This window comes from Mycobacterium sp. 852002-51152_SCH6134967, assembly GCF_001667105.1.
GTDB classification, from domain to species: Bacteria; Actinomycetota; Actinomycetes; order Mycobacteriales; family Mycobacteriaceae; genus Mycobacterium; species Mycobacterium neumannii_A.
Genome location: NZ_LZIK01000054.1, coordinates 24121 through 42363, shown reverse-complemented (window position 1 = coordinate 42363; position 18243 = coordinate 24121). Strand labels below are relative to the sequence as shown.

Genomic DNA, 18243 nt, shown 5'->3' with positions numbered 1-18243 from the left:
AGGTTCGGCGGTCAGGACTGAGGGCCGACGCTTGCGGTGGGGCGAGATCGCTTCCTCAGCAACACGATTGTGCCGCCGATAAGGGCGAGGATCACAAGCACGCCTGCCCCGAGCAGTGTCCACTCGTACCATCCGCGCGTGTCCGATTGCTGCTCGACCGCATCCGCGTTGATGCCAGGCGAGCCTGCCATCACCGGCCCGTCGGCCCGCACGGTCAGCTGCTGGGGGACCTGTCCCTGGCCAACGACCAGCACGTCACCATCCAGGTCCCGCCAGCCTTTGGAGAGACCCGCTAGGTAGTCGAGCAAAGGGATCGCGAGACTCCACGGCCCCGAGGTGGTCAGTAGAACGATCGTCCGGTTGTTCTGCGCATAACTCTGAAGCGCCGCTAGGCCGGTAGAGATGTCGATGACGGTCGAAGAAGGCAGGTCAACCTCCGACATGCCGCCTCGCGGCGCTATCGGCGGATCGAGGTTGTTCTCCTCGACTGTTTGTGCGCCGGCGATGATCAGAGCGCTTTCATCGCTCGTTGCGGCCTGCTCGACGCTGACCACTTCGGGTTTCAACGCCGTCGACGTGAGCCTCTGGATCAGCCCGACGATCTTGGCCGCGTGGGCGAGTTGGTCGGGGTCGCTGCCGTCGAAGGCTACTTGGAATCTCGGCACGAACCCTTGCGGCAGGGCCGCAAACCCGCCCATCTCCACTGCGCCGCCCGGCCGAACTCTCGCAGTCGACATCGGATCGATCTCGAACTCCATCGGCAGGGTGAGCGGATTACACCCGGGCCCCGGCTCATACCTGACCGTCACGGTCAGATCCTGATCCCTGGCGGCGACATCGGCAGGAATCGAGAAGCGGCTGTCCACTTGCCCAGACGCGTCGAGACGGGCGGTGGCGAGCACGAGCTCGCCGGCGGTGACGACCATCGTTCCCTTCTCGTTCTCGTCAACCGGTGTGTAATTCGCCAACAGACGGACGTCGACGATGCCCGGCTCGCCTGCTCTGGACAAGGCGGGAGCGATGTTCAAGAAGATGTACGACTCACCTAGAACGGTCGTGTTGCCACCCATACGAAGCTGCCCGAACGTCGAGGTCGATCCTGCTTGTTCGCCCGAAGCGCCTTCGGTCGATTCGACTGTGACGGTGTCGGTCTGGGCCAGCTTCTGTAGTCCATCCCGGAACAGACCGACCTGCTGGACGAGGCCGTCGCCCTGTCCGCTCAGGATGAGAAAAGGTGCGCCGGTATCGGTGACCAGCCGCACGCCGGGCTCCGGCTGGGCAACGTCACGGACGACGATCGCACGGACCGAAACGTCACGATCCGGCGGTGGTCCCGCATCGGTTCGAGGCAGCGCACGCACATTCACCCCGACCACCCCCGGTTGGTAGTACGTGGACAATGCGGCGACGAGAGTGAGCGTCGTGGACTTCTCGGCGTCAGTGGGTACCGGGTCGACGTACAGGTCGATCACCGGCGCGATGGCCGGAAGGAATTCCTCGATAGTCCTGGGGGGCTGCACGGCACCTGTGAAGGCCGCGCTCAATTCGCTCATGACCAGGGTCGGCAGGGGATCGCAGACGTCGTCGTCGTTAACCCTCAACACCAAGTTCAATTGGATCTCGCCGCGCACCACCGGAACTGAACTGATGTCGAAGGTGAACGGCGCCGGGGGCTGACCGGGCGGGACGATGGGTATCGGCACCGAACCCACGAACCGCCCGTCCTGGGTCTGAGCTTCGACGAATCCCGACGGAATATTGGTGACCGCTCCAATCAAACCCGAGAGCGTGGTCGGCACAAGGCCCTGCGGCACGGGTATGGAGACTCTCTGCGTCATGTCGTGGCCCACGAAGGACAACTGCGGGTTGATTCCGAGTTGCTGCCAGCCGAACGCGGTGACCGGCGGCGGGGCGTCGTCGGCGGGCTGACCGACGGCCAGACCGGGGACCCCCGTCATCGAGACGGCAACCACGCACCCGACTGCGACGAGCGATGACGCTATACGCCGTATCAAACACGTACCTTCCTACGCAGAACCGGGTGACGTCACGAGCTCGACCAAAGGCCCCGAGGCATTCCCTTTGAGTCGACTGATAGTAGCGCTAACGACCCAAAAGGCGCGTGGGATCTGGCGCTTCGGTTGGTCCGAATGTTTGCGAAAATCGCACGATCGTCCACAAACCCGCCGGAATGTGCCGGACCTCAGGTCTGGTCGTTGACGACCCACGCCTCCCAAGCGCTCTGAACGGTGCCGGCGAGGCCGTGGCGAGATTGCCAACCGAAGTCGCGTTGGATCTTCGCGGGATCGGCGACGACATCGGGAGGATCACCGGGACGACGCCCTATCACGTCGCACTCGAAATCGACGCCGGTGGCCTGACGTACCGCCGCCATGATTTCGAAGACGCTCGTGCCCTTCCCGGTGCCGATGTTGTAGATGGCGGCCAGATCACCGACCGCCATCTGGTTCAGCACCGTGGCATGGGCATCTGCGACATCCTCGACATGGATGTAGTCACGGACGCACGACCCGTCCGGCGTCGGATAGTCGGCACCGAAGACGCTCGGATGAACGCCCGAGCTGATCGCCCGAAAGACCATCGGTATCAGGTTGTTCTCTCCGCGGTCGGCCAGCTCCGGTGTCGCTGCGCCCGCCACATTGAAGTAACGCAGAGCCGACCAGCTGAGCCCGTGCGCTGCCGCAACGTCGGAGAGCAACTGTTCACCAATCAATTTCGTCCAGCCGTAGGGAGACGATGGACTGGTCGGCGTCGCTTCGGTCACTGGGCTGACGGCCTGTTGTCCGTAGACCGCCGCACTCGACGAGAACAGGATGCGCCCCGTCCCCGTGCCGACCATCGCTTCGAGCACGCTCTGCATGCCGGTGACATTCTGGCGGTAGTAGAACAAGGGGTTCGCGACCGACTCGTCCACCGCCTTCTTGGCGGCGATGTGCACGACTGCGTCAGCGGAAAAAGAGCGCAACGCCGACTCGACGAACGCGGTATCCAGCAACGAGCCCTCGTAGACCGAAGTGTCGGGCGTCAGACGACCACGACTCCCGGTGGAGAAGTCGTCAAGGACAGCGACGTCATGCCCGATGGACCGGAGGGCCCTAGTTACGTGCGCTCCGATATATCCGGCCCCACCAGTGACGAGAACTCTCACCACATACTCCAACGCTGGATGCCGCAATGGCATGACTTCTACGCCGACTGAGCGAGGCTACGGCGGGCACCGGCAGCGACGCCGTGGAATCACATCAAATGTTCCGAACCGCCGCAATCATTCTGGCGGATTCATCGATGGGACAGCCGCGCGTCACCAGCGATGTTAAGGTCGCGGCCGTGGCGCTCAAACACGTGCTGTACAGCGCGCTCGATCGGGGCCCCGGCAGGCAGCTGATCGGAATGGTGGCCAACCGACGGGCGCGGGTCGCGGGGGAACAAGCACGGTTCAGCTACGACCCCGCCACGGGGTCATGGCTGAAGCAGACACCGGCGGGAGTGATATTGCTGCCACGTCCGCAGGGGATGGGCATCGAACAAAGCGAAGTCTTCACCCAGGACGTCTTTCTTCGACACTACGCGGTCAAGCCTGGCGACGTGGTGCTCGACATCGGCGCGGGAATCGGTTCCGAGACACTGCCATTCTCCCGGTGGGTCGGCGCCTCGGGAAAGGTCATCGGGGTGGAAGCACATCCGGCGACGTTTGCCACCCTGAAGCGGGCATGTCAGATCAACGACGTACGCAACGTCGAACTCCTTCACGCAGCAGTCATGGATTCCGACAAGCCGGTGATGATCACCGATCTGCCGAGTGAAGTCGGCTACGAGAACAGGATTGGTACGAACGGTATCGAAGTCACCGCGCTCACGCTCGCGGGCTTGATCCGCAAGTACGACCTTGATCGAGTCGACTTCCTGAAGATGAATATCGAGGGTGCGGAATTGCCTGCGCTGCAGGGCGGCTCGGAAGTCCTCCCGCTCATCCACAACGCGGCGATAGGCTGCCACGACTTTCTTGCGGACGAGACCGGCGACGACTCGTATCGGACCAAGGACGCCGTCTACGAGTTGCTGGTGAATGCGGGATTCACCGTGCGTCGGCGGGATGACGATCCCCGCCCCTGGGCAAGGGACTACCTGTTTGCCTCCCGTTGAACCGCCAACTGGCCGAAGAGGTTTTGACGCTGTCCCTCAGGCCGGGTGATTTGGTAGCCGGCGTCCTATGAAGTTCAGGAAGGCACGGCCAGCGCAGGCCGTATCCCCCCTCGTCGGCGATGAAGCCGTCCCCGCCGGTGCCACCGAGTCAGCGCGGCTAGCACCGCCGCAGACGGGGCGGCAAGCCGCCTGGAACTACCTGGTCTTCGGCCTGAGTAAGAGTTCCGCTCTCATCACCACCGTCATCGTCGCCCGATTACTCGACCCCGCCGACTTCGGTTTGTTCGCACTCGCGCTCCTCATCATCAATTTCTTCGACTACCTCAAAGACCTCGGTGTCGGCGCCGCACTTGTGCAGAGTCCCGGTTCGTGGAAACGGTTCGCGCCCACGGCATTGACTCTCGTCACCGCGACCGGCCTGGTGGCTGGTGTAGCAGTTGCCGTTGCGGCGCCGCTGGCGGCCTCGACGCTCAACCAGCCGGAACTCACGAACATGGTGCGTGTTCTTGCCATTGCCGTCACCATCTCCGCACTCGGTGTGCTACCCGCTGCGCTATTACGAAGAAGGCTCGATTTCAAGCGCAGGCTCTGGCCGGAATTCATCGCCGCGATCGTCAAGGCCGTTCTGACGATCGCGCTCGCCGCCACAGGTTTCGGCGTGTGGAGCCTCGTCTACGGGCAGCTTGTAGGAACCGTCGCGCTGACGTGCCTGTACTGGTGGGTGGCCCGCACCCCCCTGAAGTACGGCTTCGACACGCGCGAGGCGCGACAGCTGGTGCTGTACGGGCTGTCCGTAACGGGAGTCACCCTTCTTGCGTTCGGCATCGCCAACGTCGACTACGCGGTTGTCGGTGTGCGACTCGGTGACACCGCTCTGGGCTTGTACACGCTGGCCTTTCGGATCCCCGAATTACTGGTACTCAGCTTGTGCATCGTGATCAGCGAGGTGCTGTTCAGCTCGCTGTCCCGGCTCCAGCATGACCGCCGCCATGTCGGCGAGCACTATCTGCAGGTGTTGACGATCGTCGTGCCGCTGACGGCACCGATCTGTGTCGTCCTGGGTGCCGCCGCGCCGGCGGTGATCGCCACCCTGTACGGATCGGATTACGCCGATGCGGCTCCGGTGTTGTCGATCCTGGCGGTATACGCCCTCATCCACTCGGCGTCCTACCACGCCGGTGATGTCTTCAAAGCGATCGGACGTCCTGGACTCCTGACAGCGACCGGCGCAGTGAAGCTCGCGCTGTTGATCTGGCCGATCTGGTGGGCGGCCGGCCACAGCATCGTGATGGTCGCCGTCGTGCTGTTGCTGGTCGAGTTGGTTCCGCTGGTGGCGAATATGGTGCTGGTGCGCGCTGTGACCGGGCTTCGGTTCACCCCGCTGATCGCCGCGACGCTGCGTCCGATGCCCGCGGCGGCGGTGATGGCACTCGCGATGGTGGGCATCACCTACGTCACTGAGAATTGGCCCGCGCCCGTTCAACTGAGTCTGGCCGTGCCGGTCGGGCTAATCTGCTACCTATTGATGCTGAGGCTGACCGCACGCGGGCTTTATGACCAGGGAATGACGGTCATTCGCTCGCTGCGGCGGCGATCGGCGCAGTTGGCTGCTCCGATCAGTACACCTGAGTCGGGGAAGGACACCTAAGTGGTCAACACGCTTTCCGGGCGGCGGTGGTCAATCGTAGCCTTGTGCACAGTCATCGGGATGCTGGCCGGTCTTCTGGTTGCCTATGTGCTGCTTGGGCATTCGAAGAGATACTCCGCGCAGGCCACACTCGCCATGCTGCCGGCCTCCTACATTCCCACCAGCGAGGCCGCACAGTACTGGGATGTGCTGAACCACGGGCAGGCGACGCGGTCCGCGGCGATCGTGTTCGGTCAGAGCAACTGGCTTCAGGCCGCGGCGACCGCCGCCGACGTGCCGCCGTCAGAGCTGTCCACGTCCGCCGGCGCAGTCCGAGACACCACCCTGATCGAGGTCAGCGTCGAGGCCGGTTCCCCCCATGCCGCCGAGGCAGCGCTGAGTTCCGTCCTCAGCGATGCGAGCGGGCCCGCGACCGCTGTCGCCGGCCCATTCCGCCTCGAGGTGGTCAGGCAACCCGCCGGCAGCGCCCAGGCCTTGGGGCCGGGCGGCCTACAGGCCTATGGCGCTGCGGGTCTCGCAGGATTGGCGTTGGGCGCCGGCGTGGGACTGCTTGTCGGCCGACGGGCAGGGAACAGAAATCTTGAGTCCTCGGAATACGCCCGTCACGCCGCCGGATCTCGCTACGCCGACACCGCTGAAGAGTCCACCCTTCACACCGAACCGATGTCATCCGAGCCGTCCTCGCGGTGAGGCCGGCCGTGCCCGACAACGTCGCCGCGTTGGCGGGGCGAAGTGAGATCCTCGTCGGCGCAGCCGCGGGCGCGGCCGTCTTGGCAGCCGCCGCGTGGGTCATCGGGATTGCCCTGGTGCTTCTCGTCGTCGGCCTGCCCTGCGCGGTGGCCGCGGCCATCTACCTCGTGCGGCGGCCGCAGTGGGCCGTGGTGGCGATGGCCGTGTGCGAGGTGGCCAACTTAAGTGGCGTGATCGGCCCCTGGGGGCCGATCTCGCTTTTCCGCATCTCACTTCTCATCGGGCTCATCACTCTCGGATTGGCGCTGCGCGACCCGGTCGCCCGCGGCCGTCTGAACCGCTGGACGCTGATGTTCATCGGCCTCGTGGGCGTCTTCTTGACGACCCGGCTCCTCGCTTCGATCGGTGCTGCTGACGTCGCCGGCGCGTTCGGCCTGCTGAAGAACGAAGTCGCCGATTTGGCGTTCGTCGTCATGGTGATGGTGTTGATACAGATGACCGAGCGCCAGTGGACGGTCGCCGCCGCGGTGGTGATCTCCTTCGCTGTGCTCAGCGTGCTCACCCTGTTGAACCAGGTCCTCTTCAGCGGAGCCATGCCCTTCGGCGGATTCGCAACCGTCACACAAGCAAGCGGGGAACTGGTGACCACGTTGCGCTACGGAGGTCCGCTGCCCGACTCGAACTTCTGGGGTCGTCACCTCATCATGGGACTGCCGCTGGCGGGCGCGCTCATCGTGCGCGCCCAACGTGCGGGCCTGCGGTGGTCGGTGATCGGTTGGGCTGCAGCGATCCTCGCGCTGCTGGCAGGGATCTACCTCACGCAATCGCGCGGAACCTTCATCGCTACTTTCGTCGCGCTCGCCGTGTGGACCGTTCTCAGCGGTCCCGGTGCCCGGCGCGCAGCGGTGAAGGTGCTGCCCGTCGCGCTGCTGGTCCTGCTGCTACCGGGCATCGGTAACCGACTGCTCGCCCTGTTGTTCGATGTATACGGGTCACAGCCGAGCTATTCCATTGACCCGTCGGTCGCGAGTCGCATGGCCGCCGGCGAGGTTGCCTGGGCGATATTCGACGACCGCCCGGTATTCGGTTTCGGGCCCGGCGGGTTCCAGCTCCTGGTGGAGCGCTATTCGGGGCTCGTGCCGACCGCCGTGACGAATCCCCCCACTGCCGCAGCGCACGACTTGTATGCCCAAATGGCAAGTGAGAGCGGCGCCGTCGGCCTGTTCGGGTGGGCAGTCCTGGTCATCGGGGTCGTTCTGTGCATCGCGATTCGGGTCGCGCAGCTCGCCCTGCAGTCCGTAACCGTCGAACGTTCGCTGGCGGCTGCCGTGTTGGCGGCCATTGTCGCCTGGTCGGTCGCGAGCATCTTCATCCATCTGTCGTATCTGCGTACGTTCGGGATTTTCCTGGCGCTGGCCGCAGCGATGGCGGCGAAGACGGGGAGCCAATGGCGGGAACCTCTGCGCGAGTGCGGCCGGATCATCACCGCGGCCACCGCCGCGGTTCTGCTCGCAGTGGTGGTCGTAGCCACCTGCCTCACGGCGTCGACCACGCGCACGCATACCGCGAGTCAGCGCGTCACGCTGCTGCCCGGCACCGATGTCGAGTACGGCAAGGCTTATGTGCTCGACGTCCGGAGCCGCGAGGTCGTGCTGCCGAGTTACGCCGCCTTGATGGGCGCCAACAGCCCGGAGACCTCCGCTGTCGCCGACACCGTGCGCGGCATCATCACGATCGAGGTCACCGCGTCCAGCCACGACGCCGCCGTGGAATCTATCCGAGTGGCGCTGACGGATGCAGAAGCCAACCTCAAGAGGTTCGGCGCCGAATCGTTGTACACGGTGCAACCGGTGGGACCGATCGTCCAACGCGACAAGAACGAGCAGTCACCCCTGGCGGGCGCATTGGCGCTGGCGGCGGGGGCGATCGTCGGGCTGGGCGCTTTCGCGCTGCTGAATCGGCGTTTGCGCCCGCGGGCCCGTCGTCCGGCCCCGGTCGTTCCTCCGCCTGTTCCGATGCCGACTCACTGACCCGGATGGCACCACGGCAGGCTGCGTATTCTGGCTCTGAAGCAGCGGTGCGGATGGGAGTTCCCCAATGCAGGCCATGGGTCGGCCCAAGTCTGCGCTGCCGATCATCGTCGGTGTGTGTCTGGTCCTTGTTCTGGCGGTGGCCATCGTCACCGACTCCTCACGCACGAAACCACCGAGCGAGCCATTCGCCGAAGACAGCCCATTTCGAACTCCTGTCGCGACCGACGCGCCTGTCGACGCGAACAGCGCAGCGATGGTGGCGCGGATATCCAGAGACGGCGTGATGTATGCCAACCTCGTCGAGTTCGCGATACCCATCTACTCCGCGGACGACGACACCCCGCGCACTCGCGTGTCATGCCGGATCAAAGACTGGGGTCCATGCCCGTTCGACGGTCGCCGCGTGCCGATCCCCGAGGAGGCCGTTCCCTCACCCGGGTCCGACGGGGCGATGGTCGTGATCGACCACGACAGGCGCCTTGTCTACGAATTCTGGCGGGCACAACGTCACGGCGACCACTGGACAACGAGTTTCGGAGCGATCAACGACCTCGACGGCTCCGGGTGGGGCACGTACGAGAACGGTTTCAGCACGGCATCCGGCGCATCCCGGCTCGGGGGTGTGATCCGTGTCGACGAGATGCGCCGCGGTGTGATCCCGCATGCGCTGGCGCTGCAGAGCAACAGCGTATGCGCCGAGACTTTCCGGGCGCCGGCGGTGAAGACGGACGGCACCTACGACGGGCCGGACTGCATTCCCGAGGGCGCTCGGCTTCGTCTCGATCCCGACGTCGACATCGACGCCCTCGGACTCGCGCCCGCAGCAAAAGTGGTCGCCCAGGCGTTGCAGACCTACGGCGCTTTCGTCGTCGACTACGGCGGCGCGCCTCTGAGCGTCTCCTTCGAACGTGACCCCGCGGCCGCCCATCACCACCCGGGCGAGACCTACGGGCACCTCGGCATGCCGTGGGATTACAGCATGATCGAAGTCCCCTGGGAGCACCTGGAGGTCTTGGCCTGAAACCCCGCTCGTTCACCCGTCGATCAAGCCTTGGAGGTTGAGGATGTCGGAACCCTTGCGGGCTGACGGCACCACATCACGTCCGATACACGTGTTGATGGTGTTGGACTCCTTCAGTTTCGGAGGTGCCGAGAATCTCGTCGCCGAACTGGGGACACACGCCCCCGCCTCGATGAGGATCTCGGCCGCGAGCCTGGCTCCTCCCGTCGGCACCCGCACCGCGCTCTTCGGTCGCATCGCAGAGGCCGGCCTCGAGCCGACCTACCTTGGGGTGAAGAAGTTGGCCGACATCGGGGGCTTCATCCGCTTGGTGCGCACCCTGCGGCGGACCTCGGCCGACGTCGTACACGCGCACCTCGGATACTCGGCAATCCTCGTGCCGCTCGCCGGTCTTCTGGCGCGCAAACCCGTCGTCGCCACCCTCCACCTCATCCCGCAGAAACACACCAACCGACGAGAGTGGCTCAAGGAGCGGCTGTCGGTACGGATCCCGGCCCGCCTGGGCCGGCTGATCCTGGTGTCGCAGTACGCATTCGATGAGTACGCCAGGCTGCACGGTCCGGCGCGGCATACATGGCGGATGATCCCGAACGGTGTGGACACCGATCGCTTCAGCGCTGGGCGCTCCGGTGACCACACCGATGCGCCCGTTTGGGCATGCGTCGCGGCGCTGCGCCCCGACAAGAACCACGCCGATCTGCTGAGGGCCTGGGGCGACGTGGCGGTCGCTCATCCCGGCGCGCGCCTACTGATCGTCGGTGACGGCCCCGCCCGCCCGGACATCGAACGCGCGGTTTCCGAACTCGGCCTCCAGGATTCGGTGACGCTTCTGGGACGCCGCGAGGACGTCGCCGCCGTCCTGGCCACCGTTGACGGCGTGGTCTCGGCGTCGGTCGAGGAAGCGCTGCCCACCGCGCTACTGGAGGCCGCGGCCTGCGCGCTGCCGGTCGTGGCCGCAGACGCCGGTGGCACCCGTGAAATCGTCATCGACGACGTCACGGGCCGCCTCGTTCCGGTTCGCGATGTCCGCGCGCTCACCGAGGCGTTGGTGAGCACCATCGGCGATCCGGTGCGCGCTGCTGAATACGGTAGAGCCGGAAGGGCCCTGATCAATGAGAAGTATTCACTGGCCCGCTGGATCGAGAACCTGAACCGACTGTATGCAGAGGTGATCCGTGAGGCCTGACCGCGCGGACACGGCGATCACCGTCGCCCATGTCATCCACTCGCTTGGCGCCGGCGGCGCGGAAGCGGTGCTCGTGGAACTCGCGCGGGTCGCGCCGGCCGCTGGGATGCGGATGGTCGTGATCGGATTATCGGACGTCCACACATCGGTGGGCGTCGACAACCGCGTCGTACCCCCGTTGCGGGCTCAGGGCGTGGCCGTCTTCGAACTGCACTCACCGCGCTACGACGCGTTCGCAGCGCTGCGCGTGGCACGGATCCTGCGTGCGGAGCGCGTCGACATCGTCCATACCCACCTCAAACATGCCGACGTGGTGGGCGGACTTGCGGCGCGATTGGCCGGTGTCCCCGCGGTCTCCACCCTGCACGTCATCGACAAGGCCACCTCGCGCAGACAGCGGCTGCGAGTCCGTGCGGCATTGAGCGCTCGCCGGCGGCTGGCACGGACCGTCATCGCCCTTTCGCAGGCCCAACGCCGCTGGTACACCGAGATCGCCGGCGAGCACGTACCGATCACCGTGCTGCCCAACGGCGTGAACGAACCCGATACGACCCGGGACCGGGCGAGCGTTCGAGAAGAGCTGGGTGTGACGCCCGATGGCTTGCTGGCGGTGTGCGTCAGCCTCCTTCGCCCGGAGAAGGGCCACTCCGATCTTCTCGAAGCCATGCGCACGGTGCCCGACGAGCCGCCGCTGACAGTGGCGCTGGCGGGTGACGGCCCGCTACTCGAACAGATCACCGCGACCGTTGACTCAGACCCGTCGCTTCGCGAGCGGGTCCGCATACTCGGGTTCCGTTCGGACATCGGTGATTTGATCGGTGCCTGTGACTTCGTCGTGCACCCGTCCCGGGAAGACGCCTTGCCCACCGCGCTCATCTCGGCGCTGGCCGCGGCGCGACCGATCGTCGCGACCAGGGCAGGAGGAATCACCGACATCGTCGCACCCGACTGCGGGGTGCTCGTGGAACCCGGCGCACCGGCGGCTTTGGGCGCGGCGATCACCGATATGGCGAGGATCATCGAAGAAGGCGGACCCCGGCTGCAGCGCATCGAGAATGCGGCCCGGCAGCGTTACCAGACCATCTTCAGCGCAACGACGTGGGCGTCGAGGTTGCAGGACCTGTACGGACAGGTCATCGCGGGGGGCGACGACACCGCGCTCCGGCGGCGCATCGCGCTGGTGCAGTTCGCGCCTTCTGGTGGACTGTTCCATTTCGCCCTACAGCTCGGCGAAGGCCTCGCGAGCGCCGGCGAGGACGTCGACGTCATCACCGGGCCTACACCGGAATTCGCATCGCGAGTGCCCGGCTGCCGTGTCCGCAGCATCCTGCCCACGTGGCACCCGAACGCGGGCGAGAACGCCCCGGAATGGTGGCGCCGGGCCCGCCGTGGCGTACGAGCCGGTCAACACGCTACCGCCTGGGTCGTGCTGCTCGGTTATCTGCTTGTCAAACGACCGGACGTGGTTGTCTGGTCGATCTGGCAATTTCCACTCGACGGCCTCGGCGTTCAGGTCGTACGGCGTCTACTTCCGCATGCCGTCCTGGCTCTGATATCGCACGAACCACGGCCGTTGGTGCGGCGCCGAGAACTGGAGGGGATGTACCACACCGCATCGGTGACCCGAAGCGCGCTCAGCCGGGCATACGTCGACCTGGACGTGGCTGTTGTGCTGGGCGAGACCGCTCGGCGGGCGCTGAAAGAGACGTGGCCGGTGCGTGCTCCTATCCACGTCATACCGCACGGTGACGAAGGACTGTTCGCCACTCCTGTCCCTCCTGCCGACGCCACCGAGCAGGTGGCGCTGGCATTCGGAACCATCACCCGCTACAAGGGAACCGATACACTCTGTGACGCTTGGCCATTGGTGTTGAAAGCCGTGCCCGGGGCAGAGCTCGTCATCGCCGGCGCCGCCGACACCGACATCGACAAACACGAGCTGCGCATGCGGGTGTCACGCCTCGAGCGGATCCGACTGGACCTCGGCTATGTCCCCACCCCCCACGTGGCGTCCTATTTCGCCGGGGCCCGCTGTGTCGTGTTGCCCTACAAGCGCAGCAGTCAGTCCGGTGTCGCACATCTGGCGCACACCTTCGCCCGGCCGGTGGTGGCATCGCGCGTCGGTGACATCCCGACCGCGGTGGACGACGGCGTCTCAGGCCTGCTGGTACCGCCGGAGGATCCCGAGGCGCTGGCCGATGCTCTGATCCGACTGCTCTCCGATCCTGCAGAAGCCCGTCGAATGGGAGACGCAGGAGCGCAAGCGCTTTCGACACGCGCATCCTGGGACGAAGTCGCCGCCCGGTTCCTGCAGGCGCTGCCAGATCGGCGACGGTGACGCTTCGTCGACGTCAGCGCAGACCGAACACCATGTCGTATTGAGCGAAGACCGCCTTGCGGGAGTAGGTGCTGTCGAAGTGCTGCCGTGCCGCAGCGGACAGGTCGGCGTTGTACGGAGTATCCGTTGCCTCGAGCATGAGTTGCGCGAAATCTGGCGCTGAATCACCCACCAGGACACCGTATTCGGCTCCCACCGTCACACCCTCGGCGCCGATTGACGTCGAGACCACCGGCATCCCCGCGCCGAGCGCCTCGATGATCTTCAGCTTGACGCCCGAGCCGAATCGAAGTGGACTGACCAGCGCAGCACTGCGGGAAAGGATGCTCGTCAGCTCCGGCACATAGCCCTCGAGGGTCACGCTGTCCGGATACTGTGCCGCCAACGCAGTCAGATTCGGGAAGGGGTCGCGGCCGATGACGGTCAACTTGGCGTCGGGCCGCTGCTTGAGAACGAGGGGCCATACCGCGGTGAGGAAGTGCCTGAGGCCGTCGTCGTTGTGCGTCAGGGAGAGTTGCCCCAGGAAGACGAAATCCGGAGCACCCCGGTAATTCCGCACCGGCGATGGGCGGTCGCTCAGCAGCGGTGGTATTCCATGGATGCGGGTGTCGTCGACGCCTGCGCGAGCGCGGAGCAGCGCCGCCTCCTGCTCGCTGATCAACAACGTGGTGTCGAAGCGGCGCGCGACCCTGTCCTCGCTTCGCCGCACGAGCCGCTGTTCCACGCGAAGCAACGCGCGCTGGCTGGGCTGCCACGAGGCTAAAGGGCGCAGCCCCCGGGGTACGTGAACTCCAAAATTGCCGATCGCTTGGAGCTCGACGTCGGGATACCGTGCGGCCGCTTGAAGCATCCCGCGGTACCGCTCTGAGAACAGGTCGTCGAGGTAGCAGACCGCACGGCCGCTCGTGTCGGGTACGTGTTGCGCCATCCGGACCGTGTCGTATATCTCGAGGTCAGGTTTGATGTCCCGCAGAGTGCGGTGGATGGCATCGCGAAGCCGCGGGGTGTTCAGGAGGGACTCCTGCATACTGGACCGCCCAGTCAGCGTCCGCGTCACCAGGGTGGCGATCGCCGCGCGGCCACGCGGCTTTCCCAGTCGGCGAAGCACCGCCGGAAAGTGATCGTCGCACTCACCGCCGACCATCATGTAGAACACGTTGTTCGCGCCGACCCGGTCGGTCAGATAATCCACGAAACCGGCGAGAACGACCTTCTTACCGGCATCAGTGGGATACGGATTCACTGGACTGATCAATGCGACAGACGCGGGCATGACGCTCCGATGCTCTCGAGTGATTCACTCAGATGATGACTCTGCCGAACCCCAGTAGACGCTCAGCGAACGATAGCCGAACAGTAACCGGGTACGACGACCTGAGCTCGCTATCGGCCTAAGATTCGCGCCGACCGAACCACTCACGTTGCCTGTCTCAACTACGTTGGAGAAACGTCTAAACCGTCAGCTGGCGGGTCCGCGGGGATGTTGACGATGGCTGCGAGCCCGCGGTGGTCGGATCCGGGCACCTCCACGGTGTACGCCGACGAGGCCGCGCAATTACGCAGCAGGACATGGTCGATGCCGACCACCGACGGCAGCCACGGTCTGCTCGGGTAGCTGCGGACCAGACCCGCACCGGCTTGTTCGGCCGCGTCGCGGTAGCCCTCGTCCAACAGCCGACGGAAGGGACTCATGTCGTAGGTCGCGTTGAGGTCGCCCGCCACGACGACCGCACCGGAGCCGGCGGTATCGGTTAACGCCCGCAGCGTCTCGGGAAATCGCGCGATGTCGTCGGAGAACCAGCGCAGCGGCTGAACCCACGGAGCGGCCAGATGCACGGCGAGCACGGTGACGTCGAGCCTGACGCCAGGCACGCGAATCCGGGTGCTGAGCATCGGCATCTGGTAGCCCTCGACGGCGGCCGAGGCCACGATCGGATGGCGGGTCCACACCCCGATCCCGTCGGCCGACGGGCGGGGGTCGATCGCCCGGTGGACGAAGGCCCTGTCGAGTCCGGCGGCCGACATGGCTTCGGCCACTTGCGGAGTCATCTCCTGTACGACGAGGACGTCGGCCGCAGAGGACGCCAACGCCACCAACGCGCGCGCGTCGGCGCCACCCATCCCGAGGTTGGCGGTGAGCACCCGAACCGAGACCGCGGGAACACCGGTCTCCTCCGGCCCCAGATAGCGGGGCGCGAGCACGGCGAGCATCACCACGCACAGCGCCGCGGCCAGGATCGTCGCCGCCCATCGCCGCGCCACCGCGAACAGCGCCATCGACGCCAGCGCCGCGGCGGTCAGGTACGGCGACGCCGAGGCGAGCACCAGCACGATCTCGTTGTCGACCGGCAGATAGCGCGACACCAGACCGGCGAACGCCAACGCGAATGCAGGCACGGCGAGGACCGTCGCCGGTACTCGAATCATGTTGTGTGAGCGTGGTTCTCGCTTGTCAGCCGAGGCGGCGCAGCCGCGGCTCGAGGTCGCGCTGGAACAGGTCGAGGAACCGGCGCTGATCGTGGCCCGGGGCGTGGAACACCAGGTGGTTGAGTCCCCAGTCGACGTAGTCCTTCACCTTCTCGACGGCCTCGTCCGGGTCCGATGCGACGATCCAGCGCTTGGCGACCTGCTCGATGGGCAGCTCGTCGGCGGCCTTCTCCATCTCGATCGGATCGTCGATGGAGTGCTTCTGTTCGGCGGTCAGCGACAGCGGCGCCCAGAACCGGGTGTTCTCCAGCGCCAGCTCGGGATCGGTGTCGTAGGAGATCTTGATCTCGATCATCCGGTCGATGCTGTCGGGGTCGCGGCCCGCCGCCTCGGCACCTTCTGAGACCGCGGGGATGAGCTTGTCCTTGTAGAGCTCCTCACCCTTGCCGCTGGTGCAGATGAACCCGTCACCCGCACGGCCGGCGTACTTGGCCACCACCGGCCCGCCCGCGGCGATGTACACCGGGATGCCGCCGTCTGGCACGTCGTAGATCGAGGCACCCTTGGTGTGGTAGTACTCGCCGTCGAAGTCGACCCGGTCGCCCAGCCACAACTCCCGCATCAGCTTGACCGACTCCCGCAGGCGTGCGAAGCGCTCCTTGAACTCGGGCCAGTCGCCCTCGTAGCCGGTGGCGATCTCGTTGAGCGCCTCGCCGGTGCCCACGCCGAGGAAGATCCGGTCGGGGTATAGACAGCCCATGGTGGCGAACGCCTGCGCGATCACCGCGGGGTTGTAGCGGAACGTCGGGGTGAGCACCGACGTCCCGAGGAGAAGGTTCGTCGTGCGCTCGCCGACCGCGGTCATCCACGCCAGCGAGAACGGCGCATGGCCACCCTCATGACGCCACGGCTGGAAATGGTCGCTGACCGTCGCACTGTCCATGCCGTGCTCTTCGGCCGCCACGGCCAGCTCGACCAGCTCCCGCGGCGCGAACTGCTCCGCCGACGCCTTGTAGCCCAGTTTCAGTCCAGGTTTGGTTTCAGCCACGATTCGTTTCTACTCCCTTGCTTACACTCGCGGCATGGCAGCAGCCCTGAGCGCCATCACCGACACCGTCCATTTCGCGTTCACCGACCTCGTCAACTGGACACTGGTGGCCGACGAAGCGGGCGTCATGTTGATCGACACGGGATTCCCCGGCAGCCGCGACGATGTGCTCGCATCGCTGCGTGAGCTCGGTTTCGGGGTCGACGATCTGCGCGCAATCCTGTTGACGCACGCCCACATCGACCACTTCGGCTCGGCGATCTGGTTCGCGAAGACGTACGGCACCCCGGTCTTCTGCCACGCCGCCGAAGTCGGCCACGCGAAGCGCGAGTATCTCGAACAAGCCTCCCCAGCCGACATCGCCAAGCACGTCTGGCGTCCGCGCTATCTCACGTGGTCGGTCGCGATCACCCGCAAGGGCGCCATGGTGCGCGACGGCATACCCACCGCGCAGGTGCTGACCGAGGAGGTGGCGGCGGGTCTGCCCGGCAAGCCGATGGCGCTTCCGACGCCGGGTCACACCGGTGGGCATTGTTCGTTCCTGGTCGACGGCGTTCTGGTGAGTGGCGACGCGCTGGTCACCGGGCACCCGCTGTCGACGCGCGCAGGGCCGCAGCTTCTGCCTGGGCTCTTCAACCACGACCAGGACGGTTGCGTGCGTAGCCTGTCGGCGCTCAGCCTGCTGGACACCGAGGTGCTGCTGCCCGGGCACGGCCCGGTATGGCGTGGGGCGATCCGCGACGCCGCCGAACGGGCCGCGCGTCAAAGCACGTCCTAGACCAGGTTCTGGTAGCCGAGCAGAAAGACTGCGGTCAAGCACAGCCCGGATGCGATGACGATGGTCGGCATCAGGATCATGGCGTCGAGTTCGTCGTCGTCGAGCACGTCGCTCTCGAACCGCCCGAACAGCACGCGCGCCACCCCGGTCCGGCGGAAGGTGTGCACCATGACGCGGACGGCCTTCGTTTCGCGACGGCGCCCGATGAACACGCGCGAGGCCACTCCGAACAGGAACGTCAGCAGACCGCCCAGCACCAGCAGCCAGCCGATCATCGTTTGCGACAACGCCACCATCACCCCCGGCGCCGCGGAAGTCCGTTCCGGGCCGGCGCCGCAGCCCAGCCTATAGGCCGGTTGCAGACATGACCGGTCTGAGAGCGGGTGGCCGGCGCTCCCTCATCGCAGCGCCTTGGCGAACGCCACCGGGAACACATCGCCCTCGGCGGGCAGCGGGTCCAGCCTCTGGTACCCGGCGGAGGCATACAGCGCCTCCGCTTCGGGTTGGCGGTCACCGGTGGTCAGGTAGACCCGCCGATAGCCGCGCCTGACGATCCGGGCCTCGAGTTCGACGAGCAGCGCCTTCGCCAGGCCCTGTCGGCGGTGTCGGCTGTCGGTCCAGATCCGCTTCAGTTCGGCGGTGGTGTCGTCGAACCGGCAGAAGGCACCGCCGGTGACGGGCCGGTCGCCGAGCAGCCCGACCACCAGGTCACCGTTGGGTGGGGCGAACGCGTCGGCCGGATGCCCTCGCAGCCACCTGCTCACAGCGTTCTCAGGCGAGCCGTAGCGCTGCGAGTACTCGACCGCTAACTCCGCCAGCAACGGCTCAGCCAAGGGGTCGTCCTGGCGGACGGCGACGAACGTGGGCTGGGTCGACACGGGTTTCACCTAACTGTCCAACGCGAACCGGG

General features: G+C 66.0%; 16 protein-coding genes. 9 read left to right on the top strand and 7 right to left on the bottom strand.

Going from position 1 to position 18243, the window contains the following annotated elements; genetic code table 11:
- Positions 1-11 precede the first annotated feature (11 nt).
- Entirely contained in the window at positions 12-1634 is a 1623-nt protein-coding gene (locus A5790_RS16240; protein WP_156656426.1) for a hypothetical protein, read from the bottom strand.
- Positions 1635-1761: 127 nt separating this feature from the next.
- On the opposite strand from A5790_RS16240, the gene A5790_RS26255 reads away from it, so the two are divergent.
- Positions 1762-1929: a hypothetical protein gene (locus A5790_RS26255; RefSeq protein WP_156656425.1), complete on the top strand. Its 168-nt coding sequence runs from the start codon at positions 1762-1764 to the stop codon at positions 1927-1929.
- 274 nt (positions 1930-2203) lie between these two features.
- Here the strand turns inward: A5790_RS26255 and galE are convergent, their stop codons facing one another.
- Positions 2204-3202 carry a UDP-glucose 4-epimerase GalE gene (galE, locus tag A5790_RS16235; protein ID WP_066846186.1) on the bottom strand — a complete coding sequence of 333 codons (999 nt, stop codon included), beginning with the start codon at positions 3200-3202 and terminating at the stop codon, positions 2204-2206.
- 65 nt (positions 3203-3267) lie between these two features.
- Between galE and A5790_RS16230 the strand changes: the two genes are divergently transcribed.
- The 7 genes from A5790_RS16230 (at position 3268) to A5790_RS25525 (ending at position 13080) form a co-directional block, all read left to right on the top strand.
- Positions 3268-4164 (top strand): FkbM family methyltransferase, encoded by an 897-nt coding sequence (locus tag A5790_RS16230; RefSeq protein WP_066846184.1) that lies wholly within the window; start codon positions 3268-3270, stop codon positions 4162-4164.
- Positions 4165-4231: 67 nt separating this feature from the next.
- Positions 4232-5812 carry a lipopolysaccharide biosynthesis protein gene (locus A5790_RS16225; RefSeq protein WP_082961754.1) on the top strand — a complete coding sequence of 527 codons (1581 nt, stop codon included), beginning with the start codon at positions 4232-4234 and terminating at the stop codon, positions 5810-5812.
- A gap of 60 nt (positions 5813-5872) precedes the next feature.
- The gene (locus tag A5790_RS16220) at positions 5873-6502 is read left to right on the top strand and encodes a hypothetical protein (protein ID WP_066846182.1); all 630 of its coding nucleotides are present in this window, start codon (positions 5873-5875) and stop codon (positions 6500-6502) included.
- 8 nt (positions 6503-6510) lie between these two features.
- Positions 6511-8532, top strand: coding sequence for an O-antigen ligase (locus A5790_RS16215; RefSeq protein ID WP_156656423.1), 2022 nt, complete (start codon positions 6511-6513; stop codon positions 8530-8532).
- 76 nt (positions 8533-8608) lie between these two features.
- Entirely contained in the window at positions 8609-9556 is a 948-nt protein-coding gene (locus tag A5790_RS16210; RefSeq protein WP_231987813.1) for a hypothetical protein, read from the top strand.
- A 43-nt stretch (positions 9557-9599) separates the two neighbouring features.
- Positions 9600-10742, top strand: coding sequence for a glycosyltransferase (locus A5790_RS16205; protein WP_231987812.1), 1143 nt, complete (start codon positions 9600-9602; stop codon positions 10740-10742).
- On the top strand, positions 10732-13080 hold the full coding sequence (locus A5790_RS25525; protein WP_231987811.1) for a glycosyltransferase: 2349 nt from the start codon (positions 10732-10734) through the stop codon (positions 13078-13080). Before A5790_RS16205 ends, A5790_RS25525 begins: the two co-directional genes overlap by 11 nt.
- Before the next feature lie 13 nt (positions 13081-13093).
- Here the strand turns inward: A5790_RS25525 and A5790_RS16195 are convergent, their stop codons facing one another.
- From A5790_RS16195 to fgd, 3 genes are all read right to left on the bottom strand, one after another.
- On the bottom strand, positions 13094-14353 hold the full coding sequence (locus tag A5790_RS16195; RefSeq protein WP_066846175.1) for a glycosyltransferase: 1260 nt from the start codon (positions 14351-14353) through the stop codon (positions 13094-13096).
- A 161-nt stretch (positions 14354-14514) separates the two neighbouring features.
- Entirely contained in the window at positions 14515-15507 is a 993-nt protein-coding gene (locus A5790_RS16190) for an endonuclease/exonuclease/phosphatase family protein (protein WP_066846172.1), read from the bottom strand.
- 25 nt (positions 15508-15532) lie between these two features.
- Positions 15533-16534, bottom strand: coding sequence for a glucose-6-phosphate dehydrogenase (coenzyme-F420) (gene fgd / locus A5790_RS16185; protein WP_066846275.1), 1002 nt, complete (start codon positions 16532-16534; stop codon positions 15533-15535).
- A gap of 55 nt (positions 16535-16589) precedes the next feature.
- Between fgd and A5790_RS16180 the strand changes: the two genes are divergently transcribed.
- Positions 16590-17333 carry an MBL fold metallo-hydrolase gene (locus A5790_RS16180; protein WP_066846169.1) on the top strand — a complete coding sequence of 248 codons (744 nt, stop codon included), beginning with the start codon at positions 16590-16592 and terminating at the stop codon, positions 17331-17333.
- Here A5790_RS16180 and A5790_RS16175 read toward each other — a convergent pair.
- On the bottom strand, positions 17330-17626 hold the full coding sequence (locus tag A5790_RS16175; RefSeq protein WP_231987810.1) for a hypothetical protein: 297 nt from the start codon (positions 17624-17626) through the stop codon (positions 17330-17332). The genes A5790_RS16180 and A5790_RS16175 overlap by 4 nt on opposite strands.
- A gap of 105 nt (positions 17627-17731) precedes the next feature.
- Positions 17732-18211 (bottom strand): GNAT family N-acetyltransferase, encoded by a 480-nt coding sequence (locus A5790_RS16170; protein WP_197696806.1) that lies wholly within the window; start codon positions 18209-18211, stop codon positions 17732-17734.
- Positions 18212-18243 lie beyond the last annotated feature (32 nt).